Source organism: Spirillospora sp. NPDC029432 (genome assembly GCF_040703975.1).
Lineage (GTDB): Bacteria > Actinomycetota > Actinomycetes > Streptosporangiales > Streptosporangiaceae > Spirillospora.
The window spans coordinates 109,151-124,418 of the sequence record NZ_JBEZWH010000015.1 but is presented as its reverse complement, the minus strand read 5'-3'; the positions used below and the strand labels follow the sequence as shown (position 1 = coordinate 124,418).

The following is a 15,268-nucleotide window of genomic DNA, read 5'->3' as shown; positions in this document are numbered from 1 at the left end:
TATGGCCGGAGTCGAGTCGATTGAGTTAGGACGGCAGGGTAGACCCCTACGCGCCGACGGGTGTGAAATCGCGCGCACCGATGAACGACGGACGCGGCGCTGAGGCCGAGAACGGCTCGGTACAGGCGTTGTCGACGCTGTTGAACACGATGAAGACGTTCGACCGCGGGAACGGCGTGATGTTGCCGTTCGAGCCGTGCATGCAGTTGCAGTCGAACATGGTGGCGGACCCGGCGGCGCCCGTGAACAGCTCGATCCCGTGCTTGTCGGCGAGGATCGAGAGGCTGTTGGGATCGGGCGTGCCGATCTCCTGGTTCTTCAGAGAGGACTTGTAGTGGTCGTCGGGCGTCTCGCCGACGCACGACACGAACGTCTTGTGCGAACCCGGCATGATCATGAGGGCGCCATTGTGCACGAAGTTCTCGGTGAGCGCGATGGAGATGCTCACCGCGCGCATGCGCGGCATGCCGTCCTCCGCGTGCCAGGTCTCGAAGTCGGAGTGCCAGTAGAAGTCCGTGCCGGTGAAGCCTGGCTTGTAATTCACCCGGCTCTGGTGGACGTAAACCTCCGAGCCGAGGATCTGCCGGGCCCGGCCGACGACGCGGGGGTCGCGGACCAGCTCGGCGAAGACCTCGCTGATCTTGTGGACCTCGAAGATGGAGCGGACCTCGTCGGACACCCGCTCGGTCACGGTGCGCTCGTCGCGGCGGACCTCCGGGTCGGCGGACAGGCGGCGCAGCTCGGCGCGGTAGTCCTCGACCTCCTCGGGCAGCAGCAGCTGGTCCACCGAGAGGAATCCGTTGGTGTCGAACGAGTCGAGCGTCGCGGCGTCGATCGGCCCGTCCTCGGGGCCGCCGTACACGACGGGGTCCTGCCGGTACAGCAGGGCCGCCTCGCCGCACTTCCGGGTCGGATAGGCGTCGTCGATCGTCGGATGGCTCTCGATGATGCTCATGCGTCCTCCTCAGTGATCAGCGGGTAGACACCGTTCTCGTCGTGCACCTCCCGGCCTGTCACCGGCGGGTTGAAGACGCACACGGTGCGCACGTCCGTCTTGGCGTTGAAGGTGTGGCGGTCATGCTCGTTCAGCAGGTACATGACGCCGGGCTCGATACGGTGCTTCTCGCCCGTCTCCCGGTTGACGAGCTCGCCCTCGCCCTCGACGCAGTACACCGCCTCGATGTGGTTCGCGTACCACATGTCGGTGCTGGTGCCGGCGTACAGGATGGTCTCGTGCATCGAGAACCCGACCTTGTCGCCGGCCAGCACGAAGCGGCGGCTGCACCACGTCGGGGCCTGCACGTCGCGCTCGGTGCCGATGATGTCCTTGAGAGAACGGACGATCACTTCTGGTGTTCCTTTCCTCGGGTCGAGCCGGTACGGCCGGCGGTCGCGATCGCGGCGGGGGCCGCGGTCAGACCGCCACCGTCGCGCGCACGGCGCGGACCGACTCGGCGATGATCTCCAGCCCCGTGGCGAGCTCCTCGGCGGTCGTGGTGAGCGGCGGCAGCAGCTTGACCACCTCGCCCTCCGGACCGGAGGTCTCCATGAGCAGGCCGCGGCCGAACGCCTCGGCGCAGACCCGCGGGGCCAGGTCCGCGTCCCGCATGACCAGGCCCCAGGCCAGGCCGCGGCCGCGGACGGTGTCGACCGCGCCGGCGTGCTCCAGCGCGATCTCGTTCAGGGCGCGCTCGACCTGCTCGCCCTTGGCGAGGGTCTGCTTCTCCATGCCCTCGCCGGTCCAGTAGTCCTCCAGCGCGGCGGTGGCGGTGACGAACGCCGGGTTGAAGCCGCGGAAGGTGCCGTTGTGCTCGCCGGGCTCCCACACGTCCAGCTCGCGGCGCATGAGCGTGACCGCGAACGGCAGCCCGTAGCCGCTGAGCGACTTCGACAGGCAGACGATGTCGGGCGTGATCCCGGCCTCTTCGAAGCTGAAGAACGCGCCGGTGCGGCCGCAGCCCATCTGCACGTCGTCGACGATCAGCAGGATCTCGTGCCGCCGGCACAGGTCGGCGAGGCCGCGCAGCCAGTCGGCGGTGGCGACGTTGATGCCGCCCTCGCCCTGGATCGTCTCGACGATCACGGCGGCGGGCTTGTCGAGGCCGCTGCCGCTGTCGTCGAGCATCGTCTCCAGCAGGAGGAAGTCGGGGGTGCGGCCGTCGAGGTAGTTGTCGTACGGCATCGCGACGCCGTGGCCGAGCGGGACGCCGGCACCGTCGCGCTTCATCGAGTTGCCGGTGACCGCCAGCGCGCCGAGCGTCATGCCGTGGAAGGCGTTGGTGAAGCTGATGACGCTCTCCCGGCCGGTGTATTTCCGGGCCAGTTTGAGCGCCGCCTCGACCGAATGGTTTCCGGCGGGGCCGGGGAACTGGACCTTGTAGTCGAGCCCGCGCGGCTTCAGCACGATCTCCTGGAACGTCTCCAGGAACTTCCGTTTCGCGACGGTGTACATGTCGAGGCCGTGCACCACGGAGTCGCTCATGAAGTAGTCCATGAGCCGCTGTTTCAGCTGCGGGTTGTTATGGCCGTAGTTCAGCGTTCCGGCACCGGCGAAGAAGTCGAGGTAGGTCTTGCCGCTCTCGTCGGTCATCGTGCTGCCGCGGGCGGTGTCGAACACGGTCGGCCAGCCCCTGCAGTAGCCGCGGACTTCGGATTCGAGGTGAGCGAAAACATCCATTGTCTGCCTCCCGGGCAGGTGGGGTGGATGGGCGGTGTGGTCTACGGGCGGCATGCCGTACGGCACGCTGTACGGCACGTCGCGTGGCGCGGTGGTGACACGGGGGTGCCGGCCGCCGAGCCGGGGGCTAGGCCGCCGGCAGGGGGCCGATGCGGAAGAGGGCCTCCGGCTCGTGGCCCTCGGGGAAGTGCTCGCGGCCGAACAGCGGGGTCCGCTCCAGCGCGCAGCCGCGATTGCGGGCGAAGGACTCGAACATCCTGGTGGAGGGGGTGTTGTCGGGGGTGACCGTGGCCTCCACGTACCCGCCGCCGCGGGCGGCGACCCGGTCTCCGAGGTCGTCGAGCATGCGGCGGGCCAGGCCCTGGCCGCGGTGGTCGTCGTCGACGGCGACCTGCCAGACGAACAGCGTGTCCGGGGCCGCCGGGCGGGTGAAGCCGGTGATGAAGCCGCACGGCCGGCCGGTTCCGGCGTCCCGGGCCACCACGGAGGTGCCGGCGAAATCCCGGCACCAGAGCACGTAGCTGTAGGGCGAGTTCACGTCCAGAACCCGCGAGTCCCGTGCGAGCCGCCACAACTCCGGCCCGTCCTCTAGATGCGGTTCCTCCAGCCGTATGGCCGAGTTGTGTCCGGATCGGTCAGGGGGCGATTGCAGGGGTTGCGCTGCCATGTCCAGGTAAGTTACCCAAGTTCGGGCCCTGATCGCTACGGAATGTTATATGCGAGATGTTTAGAGTTTTCCGCAGCGGGTATAACAATACGCTTGTTATTTTCGGGGTCATTTTCGGCGCCGCGGGACGCGATCGGCGGGCGCCATTCCCTGCGATACGCAGGGGTAACCGGGGGGACGGGCAGGTGGGCGCGCGGAGGTGCCGTCGCGGGTCACTCTAATGATTTGTTACGGCGAGATGACGAAATCTTTGTCTCATTTTTGTGACGTGAATCACACCGGACCTGTGTCAACGTGCCGCGTGAGGTCGGCGTCACGTTGCGTCGATCGAGGTGGGAGGCGTGCGGCGGGCCCCGTGCGCCGCACGGGGCCCGCGGGGACGCGGCTCCGGCCCGCCGGCCGGTTGTCAGGTTTCCGTCAGGCCGGAGCGTCAGATGGTGTAAGGGGGCGGCCGGGCGCCGCCGCGGGGGCGCCCGGCCTGCCCGGCCCGCTCAGCCCGCTCTGCCGGCGAAGCGGTCGGTGGCCTCGATCAGCCGGTGCAGGATCCCCGGCTCGCTGTAGGCGTGCCCCGCGTCGCCGACGATGTGGAAGTCGGCCTCGGGCCAGGCCCGGTGCAGGTCCCACGCCGTCGCGGCCGGCGTGCACACGTCGTACCGGCCCTGGACGATCACCGCGGGGATGTGCCGGATCTTGTCGACGTCCCGCAGCAGCTGCTCCTCCTCGAAGAACCCCTCGTTGACGAAGTAGTGGTTCTCGATGCGGGCGAACGAGACCGCGTAGTCGGGCTCGCCGAACCGGTCGGCCCGCTCCGGGTCGGGCAGCAGCGAGACCGTGCGGCCCTCCCACTGCGACCACGCCCGGGCCGCGGCGACCCGTACCTCGCGGTCGGGGGAGTGCAGCCGCCGGGCGTACGCGGCGATGAGGTCGTCGCGCTCGTCCTCGGGGATCGGCGCCAGGAAGTCCTCCCACAGATCGGGGAACAGCAGCGACGCGCCCTCCTGGTAGAACCAGTACAGCTCGAACGGCCGCAGCATGAAGATGCCGCGCAGCACCAGCTCCGAGGTCCGGTCCGGGTGGGCCTGCGCGTACGCCAGCGACAGCGCGCTGCCCCACGAGCCGCCGAACACCAGCCACCTGTCGATGCCCAGGTGTTCACGCAGCCTTTCCATGTCGGCCACCAGGTTCCAGGTGGTGTTGTTCTCCAGCGACACCGCGGGGTCGCCCGCGTGGGGCAGGCTGCGGCCGCAGTTGCGCTGGTCGAACAGCACGATCCGGTACGCCGCGGGGTCGAACTGCCGTCGGTGCTCCGGGCTGCACCCGCCGCCCGGCCCGCCGTGCACCATCACCGCCGGCTTCCCGTCCGGGTTGCCGCTGACCTCCCAGTAGATCTGGTCGCCGTCGCCGACGTCGAGCAGCCCGGAGTCGTACGGCTCGATCGGCGGATACAGGGTCCGAAACTCCATGACCGGTGATTGTCCCATCGGGGTGAGGTCGCGGCCGGGAACGCCCGTACGCTGGGAGTCGCGGCGTTCTATGCGTGCGAATAGACCGCGGGGATCAAGAAACTAAACCCCAAACTGGGCAAACGCCTTGCTGGTCGGCACTAGAGTGCCTTGGGTGAGCGAAGCGACGAGCCGCCGGGCGGACTTCGGCCGCCGGGCGAGGAGTGCGGCGAACACCATGGGTACGGCGACGGGTACGGCGATGTGTACGCCGATGTGCACGCCGATGCGCATCAGGGCCCCGCGAACGCGGCACCGCGCCGCCAGGCGAGGAGACACGTGAGCGAGCTGAACGGATCGGGGTCGCGCCCCGTCCAGAACACCGGCACGCCCTGGCCCGCCACGGCCCGGGACGCGGCCGCGCAGCCGATCAAGGCGGCCGGGCGGCAGCCCGGCGACGCGGCCCGCACCGAGCCCGAGCGGCAGGAGGCGCAGCCCTGGGACATCGTCGAGCGGCTGCGCCAGATGGCCGACCTCATCGGCGACGCCCTGTCGGCGGGGGAGCGCAAGGTCAGCGAGGCGCAGACCGACGCGCAGAACCAGATCTCCGCGATCCAGGCGGAGAAGGAGTCGGCGCAGCGGGACGCGGCGGCGGCGTGGGGCGAGGTGCAGCGGGCGCGGGGGCAGGCCGAGCAGGCCGACCGGCGCGCCGTGGAGGCCGAGCGCCGCATCACCGAGGCGCAGGCCGAGGCGTCCACCCAGATCTCCGCGATCCAGGCGGAGAAGGAGCAGGCGCAGCGCGACGCCGCCGCGGCCTGGAACCAGGCCCAGCAGGGCCGCGCCCAGGCCGACCAGGCCCGCGGCCAGGCCGAGCAGGCCCGGGTGCAGGCCGACCAGGCGCGCGCCCAGGCCGAGCAGGCCCGCTCCCAGATGGAGCAGGCGCAGGCCGGGATGGAGCAGGCCGACCGCCGCGCCGCCGACGCCGAGCGCCGCGCGGGCGAGGCGGAACGGCGCGTCGCCGAGGCCGAGGCGACCGTCCGGCAGGCGATCACCCAGCGCGACGCCATGAGCGAGGCCCGCGACGACGCGCTGCGCGCCGTCGAGGACGCCGTCGCCGGCCGCCGCACCGCCGAGGGCGAGCGCGACCGGATGGCCGAGCAGGCCTCCGAGCTGTCGCGGGCGCTGGAGGCGGCGCACGGCGAGATGTCGGGCCTGCGGGCCAAGCTCGCCGACGCCGAGGTGAAGATCCAGAACCTCCAGCACGCGGTCACCGGCGCCGCCAAGGAGGCCGAGGACGCCCGCCGCCGGCTGCAGGCCGCCGAGTCCGAGCGCGAGCAGGCCCTCGACACCGCCGCCCAGTCGCTGGAGGCGGCCAAGAAGGCCGAGCGCGAGCGGGACGGCGCCGTCCAGGCCCGGGAGGCCGCCGAGCGCGGCCGCGAGGCGGCCGTGCAGGCGCAGGCCCGCGCCGAGTCGGAGGCGACCCTGGCCCGCGGCCAGGTCGACCAGGCCGGCCGGGAGCGCGACAACGCCGTCTCCGGGATGCGGCAGATGGCCGCCGAGCGGGACGCGATCGCCGAGAAGCTCAAGGAACGCGACCAGTGGGTGGACCAGCTCGCCCAGGCCGTGACCGAGCAGCGCGCCGCGATCGCCGAGCTGTCGCAGGAGCGCGACGCCGCCCGGCAGGCCGCCGACCAGGCCCGCTCGCTGATCGACGAGCTCACCCGCCAGCTGCGGACGATCATGCCGACCGCGGCGCCGCGGATCTGAGCCGCCACCCGCGCGAAAGCCGCGGAACGCCCCGGAACGCCGCCCGCGACCGCGCGGGCGGCGTTCCTGCGTTTTCACGGTGTACGGCCCGCCCCCGCGCCCGATTCGGCCATCCGGCCCGGTACGGAGCCTCTGACCAGGGGCCCGGCGCGCCCCGCCGGGCACGACCCGGACGGCGCATGCCGCCGTGCCTGTTATTCTGGTGGCCCGTGGACAGTGCGGTACCGTCCGCCTCGCAACGACCACGGGAGCGCCTTCTTGCCTTCGGCAGCCACTGGTAGATCACGTCCTACCAAGCACCTCTTCGTCACCGGCGGTGTCGCCTCCAGCCTCGGCAAGGGACTGACGGCGTCCAGCCTGGGCCGGCTACTGGCCCTGCGCGGCCTTCGCGTCACGATGCAGAAGCTCGACCCGTACCTCAACGTGGACCCCGGGACGATGAACCCGTTCCAGCACGGTGAGGTCTTCGTCACCGACGACGGGGCCGAGACCGACCTCGACATCGGCCACTACGAGCGGTTCCTGGACACCCGCCTGCACGGGTCCGCCAACGTCACCACCGGCCAGGTCTACTCCAACGTGATCGCCAAGGAGCGGCGCGGGGAGTACCTGGGGGACACCGTCCAGGTGATCCCGCACATCACCAACGAGATCAAGGACCGGATCCGCGGCATGGCCGCCGACTCCGAGGTCGACATCGTGATCACCGAGGTCGGCGGCACGGTCGGCGACATCGAGTCGCAGCCGTTCCTGGAGTCGGTCCGGCAGATCCGGCACGAGATCGGCCGCGACAACTGCTTCTTCCTGCACGTGTCGCTGCTGCCGTACATCGGCCCGTCGGGCGAGCTGAAGACCAAGCCGACCCAGCACTCGGTGGCCGCGCTGCGGTCCATCGGCATCCAGCCCGACGCGATCGTGTGCCGCTCCGACCGGCCGATCACCGACGGGCTGAAGAACAAGATCAGCATGATGTGCGACGTGGACCGCGAGGCCGTGGTCTCGGCCGTCGACGCCGCCAGCATCTACGACATCCCCAAGGTGCTGCACGCCGAGGGCCTGGACGCCTACGTGGTGCGCCGGCTCGGGCTGCCGTTCCGGGACGTCGACTGGGGCGCCTGGGACGAGCTGCTGCGCCGGGTGCACCGCCCGGCCCGCGAGGTCACGATCGCGCTGGTCGGCAAGTACATCGACCTGCCCGACGCGTACCTGTCGGTCACCGAGGCGCTGCGGCACGGCGGGTTCGGCAACGACGCCAAGGTCAGGATCCGCTGGGTCAAGAGCGACGAGTGCGAGACGCCCGAGGGCGCCCGGCGCGAGCTGGACGGCGCCGACGGCGTGCTGATCCCCGGCGGCTTCGGGGTGCGCGGCATCGAGGGCAAGCTCGGCGCGATCCGGCACGCCCGCGAGAACCGCGTCCCGCTGCTGGGCATCTGCCTCGGCCTCCAGTGCATGGTGATCGAGTCGGCCCGGTCGAACGGCGGGCTGCCCGACGCGGGCAGCGCCGAGTTCGACCCGGCCACCCCGCACCCGGTGGTGGCCACGATGGCCGACCAGGTCGACGTGGTCGCCGGCGAGCGCGACATGGGCGGCACCATGCGGCTCGGCCTCTACCCGGCCGACCTGGCCGAGGGCTCGATCGTCCGGGAGCTGTACGGCGAGGCCAAGGCGTCCGAGCGGCACCGCCACCGCTACGAGGTCAACAACTCCTACCGCGAGCAGCTGGAGAAGGCCGGGCTGGTCTTCAGCGGGCTGTCGCCCGACGGGCGGCTGGTCGAGTACGTCGAGCTGCCGCGCGAGGTGCACCCGTTCTTCGTCGGCACCCAGGCGCACCCGGAGTTCCTGTCCCGGCCGACCCGCCCGCACCCGCTGTTCGCCGGGCTGATCGCGGCGGCGCTCGACCATGCGGAGCTTCGCGGCGGCGCCGGCGCGGTGCCCGCCCCGTGAGCGACCGCGACACGCCGCGAGCGCCGGACGCCGTACGGGACTCGCCCGCGAAGTGGGAGGTCACCGGGTCGGACCGGGAGTTCGAGGGCCGGATCTTCGCCGTCCGGCGGGACGCGGTCCGGATGCCGAACGGCGCCACGACCGAGATCGTGCACCGGGACGTGATCGAGCATCCCGGCTCGGTCGGGATCATCGCCGTGGACGCCGCCGGCCGCGTCCTGCTGCTGCGCCAGTACCGGCACGCCGCCGGGCGGATGCTGTGGGAGGCGCCCGCCGGGCTCCGCGACGTGCGCGGCGAGCCGCTGCACGAGCTGGCCGCGCGGGAGCTGCTGGAGGAGGCCGGCCACCGGGCGGCGCGCTGGGACGTCCTCGCGGACGTGCTCACCTCGCCCGGCATGTCGGACGAGCGGGTCCGCATCTTCCTGGCCCGCGACCTCACCGAGGTGCCCGCCGACGAGATCGACTTCGAGCGGGTGCACGAGGAGGCCGACATGCCGGTGGTGTGGGTGCCGCTGGACGAGGCCGTCCGCAAGGTGCTGGCCGGCGAGCTGCACAACGCGATCGCGGTCACCGGGATCCTGGCGGCGCACGCCGCCCGGGCCGCCGGCTACCGCGGGCTGCGGCCGGTGGAGGCGCCCGAAGGCTGACATGATGGGCGCGTCCCTCTCGGCCGCCCCGCCCTGGGAAGAGGTGCCGCAACTGACCCCGAGCACGACCGGCCGGAGCCTCGCGCGGCCCGGCGCCGACGAGACGTGGCCCGGCACCGCCCTGGGCGCGGCGGTGCGCACCTACCTCGGCCACCTGGCCGTCGAGCGGGGCCTGGCCGCCAACACGCTCAGCTCGTACCGGCGCGACCTGCGGCGGTACGTGACCGTGCTGGACGGGCGCGGCCGCACCGCGGTCGACCAGGTCACCGAGGACGACGTGCGCGCGTTCCTGGTCGGCCTGCGCGAGGGCGGCGCCGGGCATCCGCCGCTGTCGGCGGGCTCGGCCGCCCGCGCGGTGGTCGCCGTCCGCGGGCTGCACCGGTTCGCGCTGCGGGAGGGCCTGGCCGGCACCGACCCGGCCCGCGACGTCAAGCCGCCGACGCCGCCCCGCCGGCTGCCCAAGGCGATCTCCATCGAGGACGTCGAGCGGCTGCTGGCGGCGGCCGGGACCGGCGCCGAGGGCGGCGGCGACGCCGACACCGCGCGCGCCCTGCGCGACCGGGCGCTGCTGGAACTGCTGTACGGGTCCGGCGCCCGCATCTCCGAGGCGGTCGGCCTGGACGTCGACGACCTCGACCTCGGGGAGGGCTTCGCCCGCATCGCCGGCAAGGGCGGCAAGACCCGCGTCGTCCCGGTCGGCGAATACGCGGGCCGCGCGATCGACGCCTACCTCGTCCGGGCCCGTCCGGTGCTGAGCGCGGCGGGGCGGGGCGGGCCCGCGCTGTTCCTGAACGCGCGCGGCGGCCGGCTGTCGCGGCAGGGCGCGTGGATGGTGCTGCGCGCCGCCGCGGAACGGGCGAAGCTGTCCGACGTCTCCCCGCACACGCTGCGGCATTCGTTCGCGACGCATCTGCTCGACGGGGGAGCGGACGTGCGGGTGGTGCAGGAATTGCTCGGACACGCCTCGGTGACGACGACACAGGTCTACACTCTGGTGACGGTGCAGCTGCTGCGCGAGGTCTACGCCACCTCCCATCCCCGCGCACGGGGCTGACCGTTCCTTTTTCACGCCCGGGACCGCCCGTCCCTGGCCGGCGCAAATCGCGACCAAGGGCGCGCGTCGGCTTGTGACCGCTGGTGTCAAGCCTTAGAGTCCCGGTTCTGGATGGCATTTTCGGCCACCGGGGAGGATTCTGTTGACGAGCACGCAGGCTACGGGAGGGGTCCTCTCCTCGGCCACCATCGAGACCGATCCGAGCCGAGCGCTCGGGCCGACGCAGCGTCCCGTGCCCAGCTTCCCTGACCCTGAGCCGCTGGCCGAGCACGGCCCCGCCCGCATCGTGTCCATCTGCAACCAGAAGGGCGGCGTCGGCAAGACCACCACCACGATCAACCTGGGCGCCGCGCTCGCCGAGTACGGCCGCCGGGTGCTGCTGGTGGACTTCGACCCGCAGGGCGCGCTGTCGGTCGGCCTGGGCAAGGGCGACCCGCGCCAGCTCGACATGACGATCCACAACCTCCTGCTGGAGTCGGACACCGACTGGGAGGACGTCGTCATCGACACCGGCGTCGACGGCATGGACCTGCTGCCCAGCAACATCGACCTGTCGGGCGCCGAGGTCCAGCTCGTCCACGAGGTGGGCCGGGAGTACATCCTGGCGCACTCGCTGAAGTCGGCGGTGCCGCACTACGACTACATCCTGATCGACTGCCAGCCGTCGCTGGGCCTGCTCACCGTGAACGCGCTGGCCGCCAGCGCGGGCGTGCTGATCCCGCTGGAGTGCGAGTACTTCGCGATGCGCGGCGTGGCGCTGCTGATGGAGACCATCGACAAGGTGCAGGGCCGGATCAACCCCGACCTGGTGATCGACGGCGTGCTCGGCACGATGTACGACTCCCGCACCCTGCACACCCGCGAGGTCCTCGGCCGCATCGTCGAGGCGTTCGGCGACAAGGTCTTCCACACGGTGATCAACCGCACCGTGCGGTTCCCGGACGCGACCGTCGCCGGTGAGCCGATCACCTACTTCGACCCCAACTCGATGGGGGCCAACGCCTACCGCGGGCTGGCCCGCGAGGTCCTGCAGCGCTGGAACGCCGACGACGACGAGGACTGAGCCGCCGGCCGGTCCGGTCGCCTCCGCGGCCGTGGGACGATGGTCCCTCCAGCGGCGGCGTGACGAGAGGGACACCTGGTGGGCTCGGCTACCGTGAGCGGCGTGGACGAGACGCCACCGGAGCAGGGCACCGGGGAGACCTCGGAGACCGGAGCAGCCGGAGAGACCGGGGCAGACGCCGGTCCGGGCGCCGAGGACGCGGGCCAGGCGCGCGGCTTCCAGGTGCACCTGGACAACTTCGAGGGCCCGTTCGACCTGCTGCTCGGGCTGATCTCCAAGCACAAGCTGGACATCACCGAGGTCTCGCTGCACAAGGTCACCGACGACTTCATCGCGCACATCCGCTCGCACGGCAAGGAGTGGGACCTCGACCAGGCCAGCCACTTCCTGCTGGTCGCGGCCACCCTGCTCGACCTCAAGGCGGCCCGGCTGCTGCCCTCGGGCGAGGTCGACGACGAGGAGGACCTGGCGCTGCTGGAGGCCCGCGACCTGCTGTTCGCGCGGCTGCTGCAGTACCGCGCGTACAAGGAGGTCGCCAAGGTCTTCACCGCGCGGATCGCCGACCAGGGCCGCCGCTACCCGCGGATGGTGCCGATGGAGCCCCGGTTCGCCAACCTGCTGCCGGAGGTGCTGCTCGGGCTGGGACCCGCCGAGTTCGCGCGGCTGGCCGCGAAGGCGCTGACGCCCAAGGCGCCGCCGTCGGTGTCGGTCGAGCACATCTACCAGGCGCAGACCAGCGTCAAGGAGCAGGCCGCCATCGTCGTCGAGCGGCTGCGGGAGCTGCGCGCGACGACGTTCCGGGTGCTGACCGACGACTGCGCGGGCACGTTCGAGATCGTGGCGCGCTTCCTGGCGCTGCTGGAGCTGTACCGCGAGCAGGCGGTCGCGTTCGAGCAGCCCGAGCCGCTCGGTGAGCTGCACATCACCTGGACCGGCACCGACGAGGGCGAGGTGCGGGTGGGCGACGCGTACGAGGGCGCCAAGGAGCCCGAGAAGGCGGAGCCCGGGAAGCCCGGGAAGAACGAGCCCGGAGAAGGACGAGGCCGATGACCGAACGACCCGGCGAGGACGCGCCCGGCGGCGCCCCTCGCGATCCGGCGCTGCCCGCCGAGGCCGCCGGCCCCGCCGAGCCCACGGAGCTCACTGAGCCCACTGAGGCCGCCGAGTCCGGCGATGAGGGGTTCCCCGGCCTGCGGGCCTCGGTGGAGGCGATCCTGCTGGTCGTGGACGAGCCGGTCGCCGAGATCACGCTCGCCCAGCTGCTGGAGCGGCCCACCCACGAGATCACCGCCGTGCTGCGCGAGCTGTCGGCGGAATACACCGAGCAGGGCCGCGGGTTCGATCTCAGGGAGGTCGCCGGCGGCTGGCGCTACTACACCCGGGACGTGTGCGCCCCGGTCGTGGAGCGCTTCGTCACCGACGGCCAGCAGGCGCGCCTGACGCAGGCGGCGCTGGAGACGCTGGCGGTGGTGGCGTACCGGCAGCCGGTCAGCCGGGCCCGGGTGTCGGCGATCCGCGGCGTCAACAGCGACGGCGTGATCCGTACCCTGACGCTGCGCGGCCTCATCGAGGACGCCGGCCAGGACCCCGAGACCCAGGCGCACCTCTACCGCACCACCGGGTACTTCCTGGAACGGCTGGGCCTGCGCGACCTGGAGGAGCTGCCCGAGCTGGCCCCCTTCCTGCCCGACGACCTGCCAGAAGAGATCATCGAGGAAAAGTGACTGAAAACGAGGGCGTACGCCTGCAGAAGGTCCTGGCCGAGGCCGGGATCGGCAGCCGGCGCCACTGCGAGGAACTGATCGGCGAGGGCCGGGTCAAGGTCAACGGCAACAAGATCTTCCGGTTCGGCGAGCGGGTCGACCCGAGCCGGGACGTGATCCATGTCGACGGCCGGCGGGTCGAGACCCGTGCCGAGATGCGCTACTACATGATCAACAAGCCGCGCGGGGTGGTGAGCACGATGTCGGACGAGCGGGGCCGCAAGTCGCTGGCCGACTACGTGGAGGTGCCCGAGCGGCTGTTCCACGTGGGCCGGCTCGACACCGACACCGAGGGCCTGATCCTGCTCACCAACGACGGCGAGCTGTCGCACCGGCTCACCCACCCCAGCTGGGGCGTGCAGAAGACGTACCTGGCCGAGATCCACGGCCCGATCCCGCGCGATCTGGGCAAGCGGCTGCGGGCCGGGGTGACGCTGGAGGACGGGCCGGCCAAGGCCGACAAGTTCCGGATCTTCGACCAGGTCGGCAAGCGGGTGCTGGTGGAGATCACCCTGCACGAGGGCCGCAAGCACATCGTCCGCCGCCTGCTGAAGGAGGTCGGGTTCCCGGTCCAGCAGCTGGCCCGAATAGAGTTCGGGCCGATCAAGCTGGGCCAGCTGAAGCCCGGCGGGCTGCGCGCGCTGACCGTGAAAGAGGTTGGCGAGCTGTACAAGGCCGTGGATCTGTAGGACGGAAAGAGCGGGGAGGACGACGAAGTGGCGGTACGCGCGGTCCGCGGGGCGACGCAGGTCGACACCGACGATCGGGACCAGATCCTGGCGGCGACCACCGAGCTGGTCAGCGAGGTGATGAGCCGCAACGCGCTCACCACCGACGACGTGATCAGCGTGCTGTTCACCGCGACACCGGACCTGGTGTCGGAGTTCCCGGCGCTGGCCGCGCGCAAGCTCGGCTTCCACGAGGTGCCGCTGCTGTGCGCGTCGGAGATCGCGGTGCCGCACGCGCTGCCGCGGGTGATCCGGCTCATGGCGCACATCGAGACCGACCGGCCGCGGGCGGACATCCAGCACGTCTACCTGCGCGGGGCCACCGCGCTGCGGCTCGACATCGCGCAGTGAGCGCGCGGCGGCGGGACGGGGCCGTACGCCCGGGCCGCTACGCTGGTGGGGTGGCTGAAGAGGGCATTCCAGCGCGCATCACCGTGATCGGGACGGGGCTGATCGGCACGTCGATCGCCCTGGCGATGCGCGAGCGCGGCACCGAGGTGCTGCTGACCGACCGGGACGCCGCGTCGCTGGCGATGGCGGTGGAGCTGGGCGCGGGCGAGGCGCTGCCGGACGGCGCCGCCGCCGAGCCCGCCGACCTCGCCGTGCTGGCGGTGCCGCCGGCGGCCGTCGCGGTGACGCTGCTGGACGCGCAGAAGCGCGGCCTGGCCACCGCCTACACCGACGTCGCCAGCGTCAAGGCGCTGCCGCTGCGGCAGGCCGCCGAGCTGGGCTGCGACCTGAGCACGTTCGTGGCGGGCCATCCGCTGGCCGGCCGCGAGCGGTCCGGGCCGGCGGCGGCCCGCGGCGACCTGTTCCTGGGCCGGCCGTGGGCGCTGTGCCCGACCGAGGCCGCGGCGCCCGAGACGCTCGCGGCCGTCACCGCGCTGGCCCGCGCCTGCGGCGCCGAGCCCGTCGTGGTGGACGCCGGGCACCACGACCAGGCCGTCGCGATGGTCTCGCACGGCCCGCACGTGGTGTCGGCGGCCGTCGCGGCCCGGCTGACCGGTGCCGACGACGTGACCCTGGGACTGGCCGGGCAGGGCGTGCGGGACGTCACCCGCATCGCGGCCAGCGACCCCCGGCTGTGGATCGGGATCCTGTCGGCCAACTCCGCGCCGATCGCCGACGTGCTGGAGGCCGTGGCCACCGACCTGGCGGTCGCGGCGTCGCTGCTGCGCGACGGCAGCGAGGAGGCCGCCACGCACGTGGCCGACCTGCTGCTGCGCGGCAACGCCGGCCGGGCCCGGATCCCGGGCAAGCACGGCGGTGAGGCGTCCGCCTACAGCGTCGTCCAGGTCGTGATCCCCGACCGTCCCGGCGAGCTGGCGATGATCTTCCAGGCGGCGGGGATCGCCGGGGTCAACATCGAGGACGTGACGATCGAGCACTCGCCCGGCCGCCCCCTCGGCGTGCTGGAGCTGTCGGTCAAGCCCGAGGCGGCCGAGACGCTGGCCGCGGAGCTGCGCGCCCGCGGCTGGTCCGTACCGGCGTGAGGCCCGCCGCGCGCGGGCCCCGG

The 15,268-nt window shown here is 72.1% G+C and carries 15 protein-coding genes; 10 read left to right on the top strand and 5 right to left on the bottom strand.

What is annotated here, in order from left to right:
- Positions 1 to 46 precede the first annotated feature (46 nt).
- From thpD to pip, 5 genes are all read right to left on the bottom strand, one after another.
- Positions 47 to 955 carry an ectoine hydroxylase gene (gene thpD / locus AB0881_RS15100; RefSeq protein ID WP_366617384.1) on the bottom strand — a complete coding sequence of 303 codons (909 nt, stop codon included), beginning with the start codon at positions 953 to 955 and terminating at the stop codon, positions 47 to 49.
- Positions 952 to 1,347 carry an ectoine synthase gene (locus AB0881_RS15095; RefSeq protein ID WP_366617383.1) on the bottom strand — a complete coding sequence of 132 codons (396 nt, stop codon included), beginning with the start codon at positions 1,345 to 1,347 and terminating at the stop codon, positions 952 to 954. Before AB0881_RS15095 ends, thpD begins: the two co-directional genes overlap by 4 nt.
- A 67-nt stretch (positions 1,348 to 1,414) precedes the next feature.
- Positions 1,415 to 2,677 carry a diaminobutyrate--2-oxoglutarate transaminase gene (gene ectB, locus AB0881_RS15090; protein WP_366617381.1) on the bottom strand — a complete coding sequence of 421 codons (1,263 nt, stop codon included), beginning with the start codon at positions 2,675 to 2,677 and terminating at the stop codon, positions 1,415 to 1,417.
- 127 nt (positions 2,678 to 2,804) lie between these two features.
- Positions 2,805 to 3,344, bottom strand: a complete 540-nt coding sequence (gene ectA, locus AB0881_RS15085; RefSeq protein WP_366617379.1) for a diaminobutyrate acetyltransferase — start codon at positions 3,342 to 3,344, stop codon at positions 2,805 to 2,807.
- A 491-nt stretch (positions 3,345 to 3,835) separates the two neighbouring features.
- Entirely contained in the window at positions 3,836 to 4,807 is a 972-nt protein-coding gene (gene pip / locus AB0881_RS15080; RefSeq protein WP_366617377.1) for a prolyl aminopeptidase, read from the bottom strand.
- Positions 4,808 to 5,125: 318 nt separating this feature from the next.
- On the opposite strand from pip, the gene AB0881_RS15075 reads away from it, so the two are divergent.
- From AB0881_RS15075 to AB0881_RS15030, 10 genes are all read left to right on the top strand, one after another.
- Positions 5,126 to 6,553, top strand: coding sequence for a hypothetical protein (locus AB0881_RS15075; RefSeq protein ID WP_366617375.1), 1,428 nt, complete (start codon positions 5,126 to 5,128; stop codon positions 6,551 to 6,553).
- A 258-nt stretch (positions 6,554 to 6,811) separates the two neighbouring features.
- Positions 6,812 to 8,497 (top strand): CTP synthase, encoded by a 1,686-nt coding sequence (locus AB0881_RS15070; RefSeq protein ID WP_366617374.1) that lies wholly within the window; start codon positions 6,812 to 6,814, stop codon positions 8,495 to 8,497.
- Positions 8,494 to 9,144 carry an NUDIX hydrolase gene (locus AB0881_RS15065; protein WP_366617372.1) on the top strand — a complete coding sequence of 217 codons (651 nt, stop codon included), beginning with the start codon at positions 8,494 to 8,496 and terminating at the stop codon, positions 9,142 to 9,144. The genes AB0881_RS15070 and AB0881_RS15065 overlap by 4 nt, the downstream gene beginning before the upstream one ends.
- A gap of 4 nt (positions 9,145 to 9,148) precedes the next feature.
- Positions 9,149 to 10,198 carry a site-specific tyrosine recombinase XerD gene (locus AB0881_RS15060; protein WP_366617370.1) on the top strand — a complete coding sequence of 350 codons (1,050 nt, stop codon included), beginning with the start codon at positions 9,149 to 9,151 and terminating at the stop codon, positions 10,196 to 10,198.
- Between the two features lie 187 nt (positions 10,199 to 10,385).
- A complete protein-coding gene (locus tag AB0881_RS15055) occupies positions 10,386 to 11,261 on the top strand; it encodes a ParA family protein (RefSeq protein WP_366617437.1) in 876 nt (291 codons plus the stop codon).
- Between the two features lie 222 nt (positions 11,262 to 11,483).
- Positions 11,484 to 12,311, top strand: coding sequence for a segregation/condensation protein A (locus tag AB0881_RS15050; protein WP_366617434.1), 828 nt, complete (start codon positions 11,484 to 11,486; stop codon positions 12,309 to 12,311).
- On the top strand, positions 12,308 to 12,985 hold the full coding sequence (scpB, locus tag AB0881_RS15045) for an SMC-Scp complex subunit ScpB (protein ID WP_366617369.1): 678 nt from the start codon (positions 12,308 to 12,310) through the stop codon (positions 12,983 to 12,985). The genes AB0881_RS15050 and scpB overlap by 4 nt, the downstream gene beginning before the upstream one ends.
- Complete coding sequence (locus AB0881_RS15040; protein WP_366617368.1) at positions 12,982 to 13,713, top strand: pseudouridine synthase; 732 nt, start codon at positions 12,982 to 12,984, stop codon at positions 13,711 to 13,713. Before scpB ends, AB0881_RS15040 begins: the two co-directional genes overlap by 4 nt.
- Before the next feature lie 27 nt (positions 13,714 to 13,740).
- Positions 13,741 to 14,103: a chorismate mutase gene (gene aroH, locus AB0881_RS15035; RefSeq protein ID WP_366617367.1), complete on the top strand. Its 363-nt coding sequence runs from the start codon at positions 13,741 to 13,743 to the stop codon at positions 14,101 to 14,103.
- 50 nt (positions 14,104 to 14,153) lie between these two features.
- Entirely contained in the window at positions 14,154 to 15,245 is a 1,092-nt protein-coding gene (locus AB0881_RS15030; RefSeq protein WP_366617366.1) for a prephenate dehydrogenase, read from the top strand.
- Positions 15,246 to 15,268: the final 23 nt, after the last annotated feature.

Coding starts and splice junctions, on each gene's coding strand:
- thpD (WP_366617384.1), bottom strand. CDS start 955: ATGAGCATCATCGAGAGCCATCCGACGATCGACGACGCCTATCCGACC.
- ectB (WP_366617381.1), bottom strand. CDS start 2,677: ATGGATGTTTTCGCTCACCTCGAATCCGAAGTCCGCGGCTACTGCAGG.
- ectA (WP_366617379.1), bottom strand. CDS start 3,344: ATGGCAGCGCAACCCCTGCAATCGCCCCCTGACCGATCCGGACACAAC.
- pip (WP_366617377.1), bottom strand. CDS start 4,807: ATGGAGTTTCGGACCCTGTATCCGCCGATCGAGCCGTACGACTCCGGG.
- AB0881_RS15060 (WP_366617370.1), top strand. CDS start 9,149: ATGGGCGCGTCCCTCTCGGCCGCCCCGCCCTGGGAAGAGGTGCCGCAA.
- scpB (WP_366617369.1), top strand. CDS start 12,308: ATGACCGAACGACCCGGCGAGGACGCGCCCGGCGGCGCCCCTCGCGAT.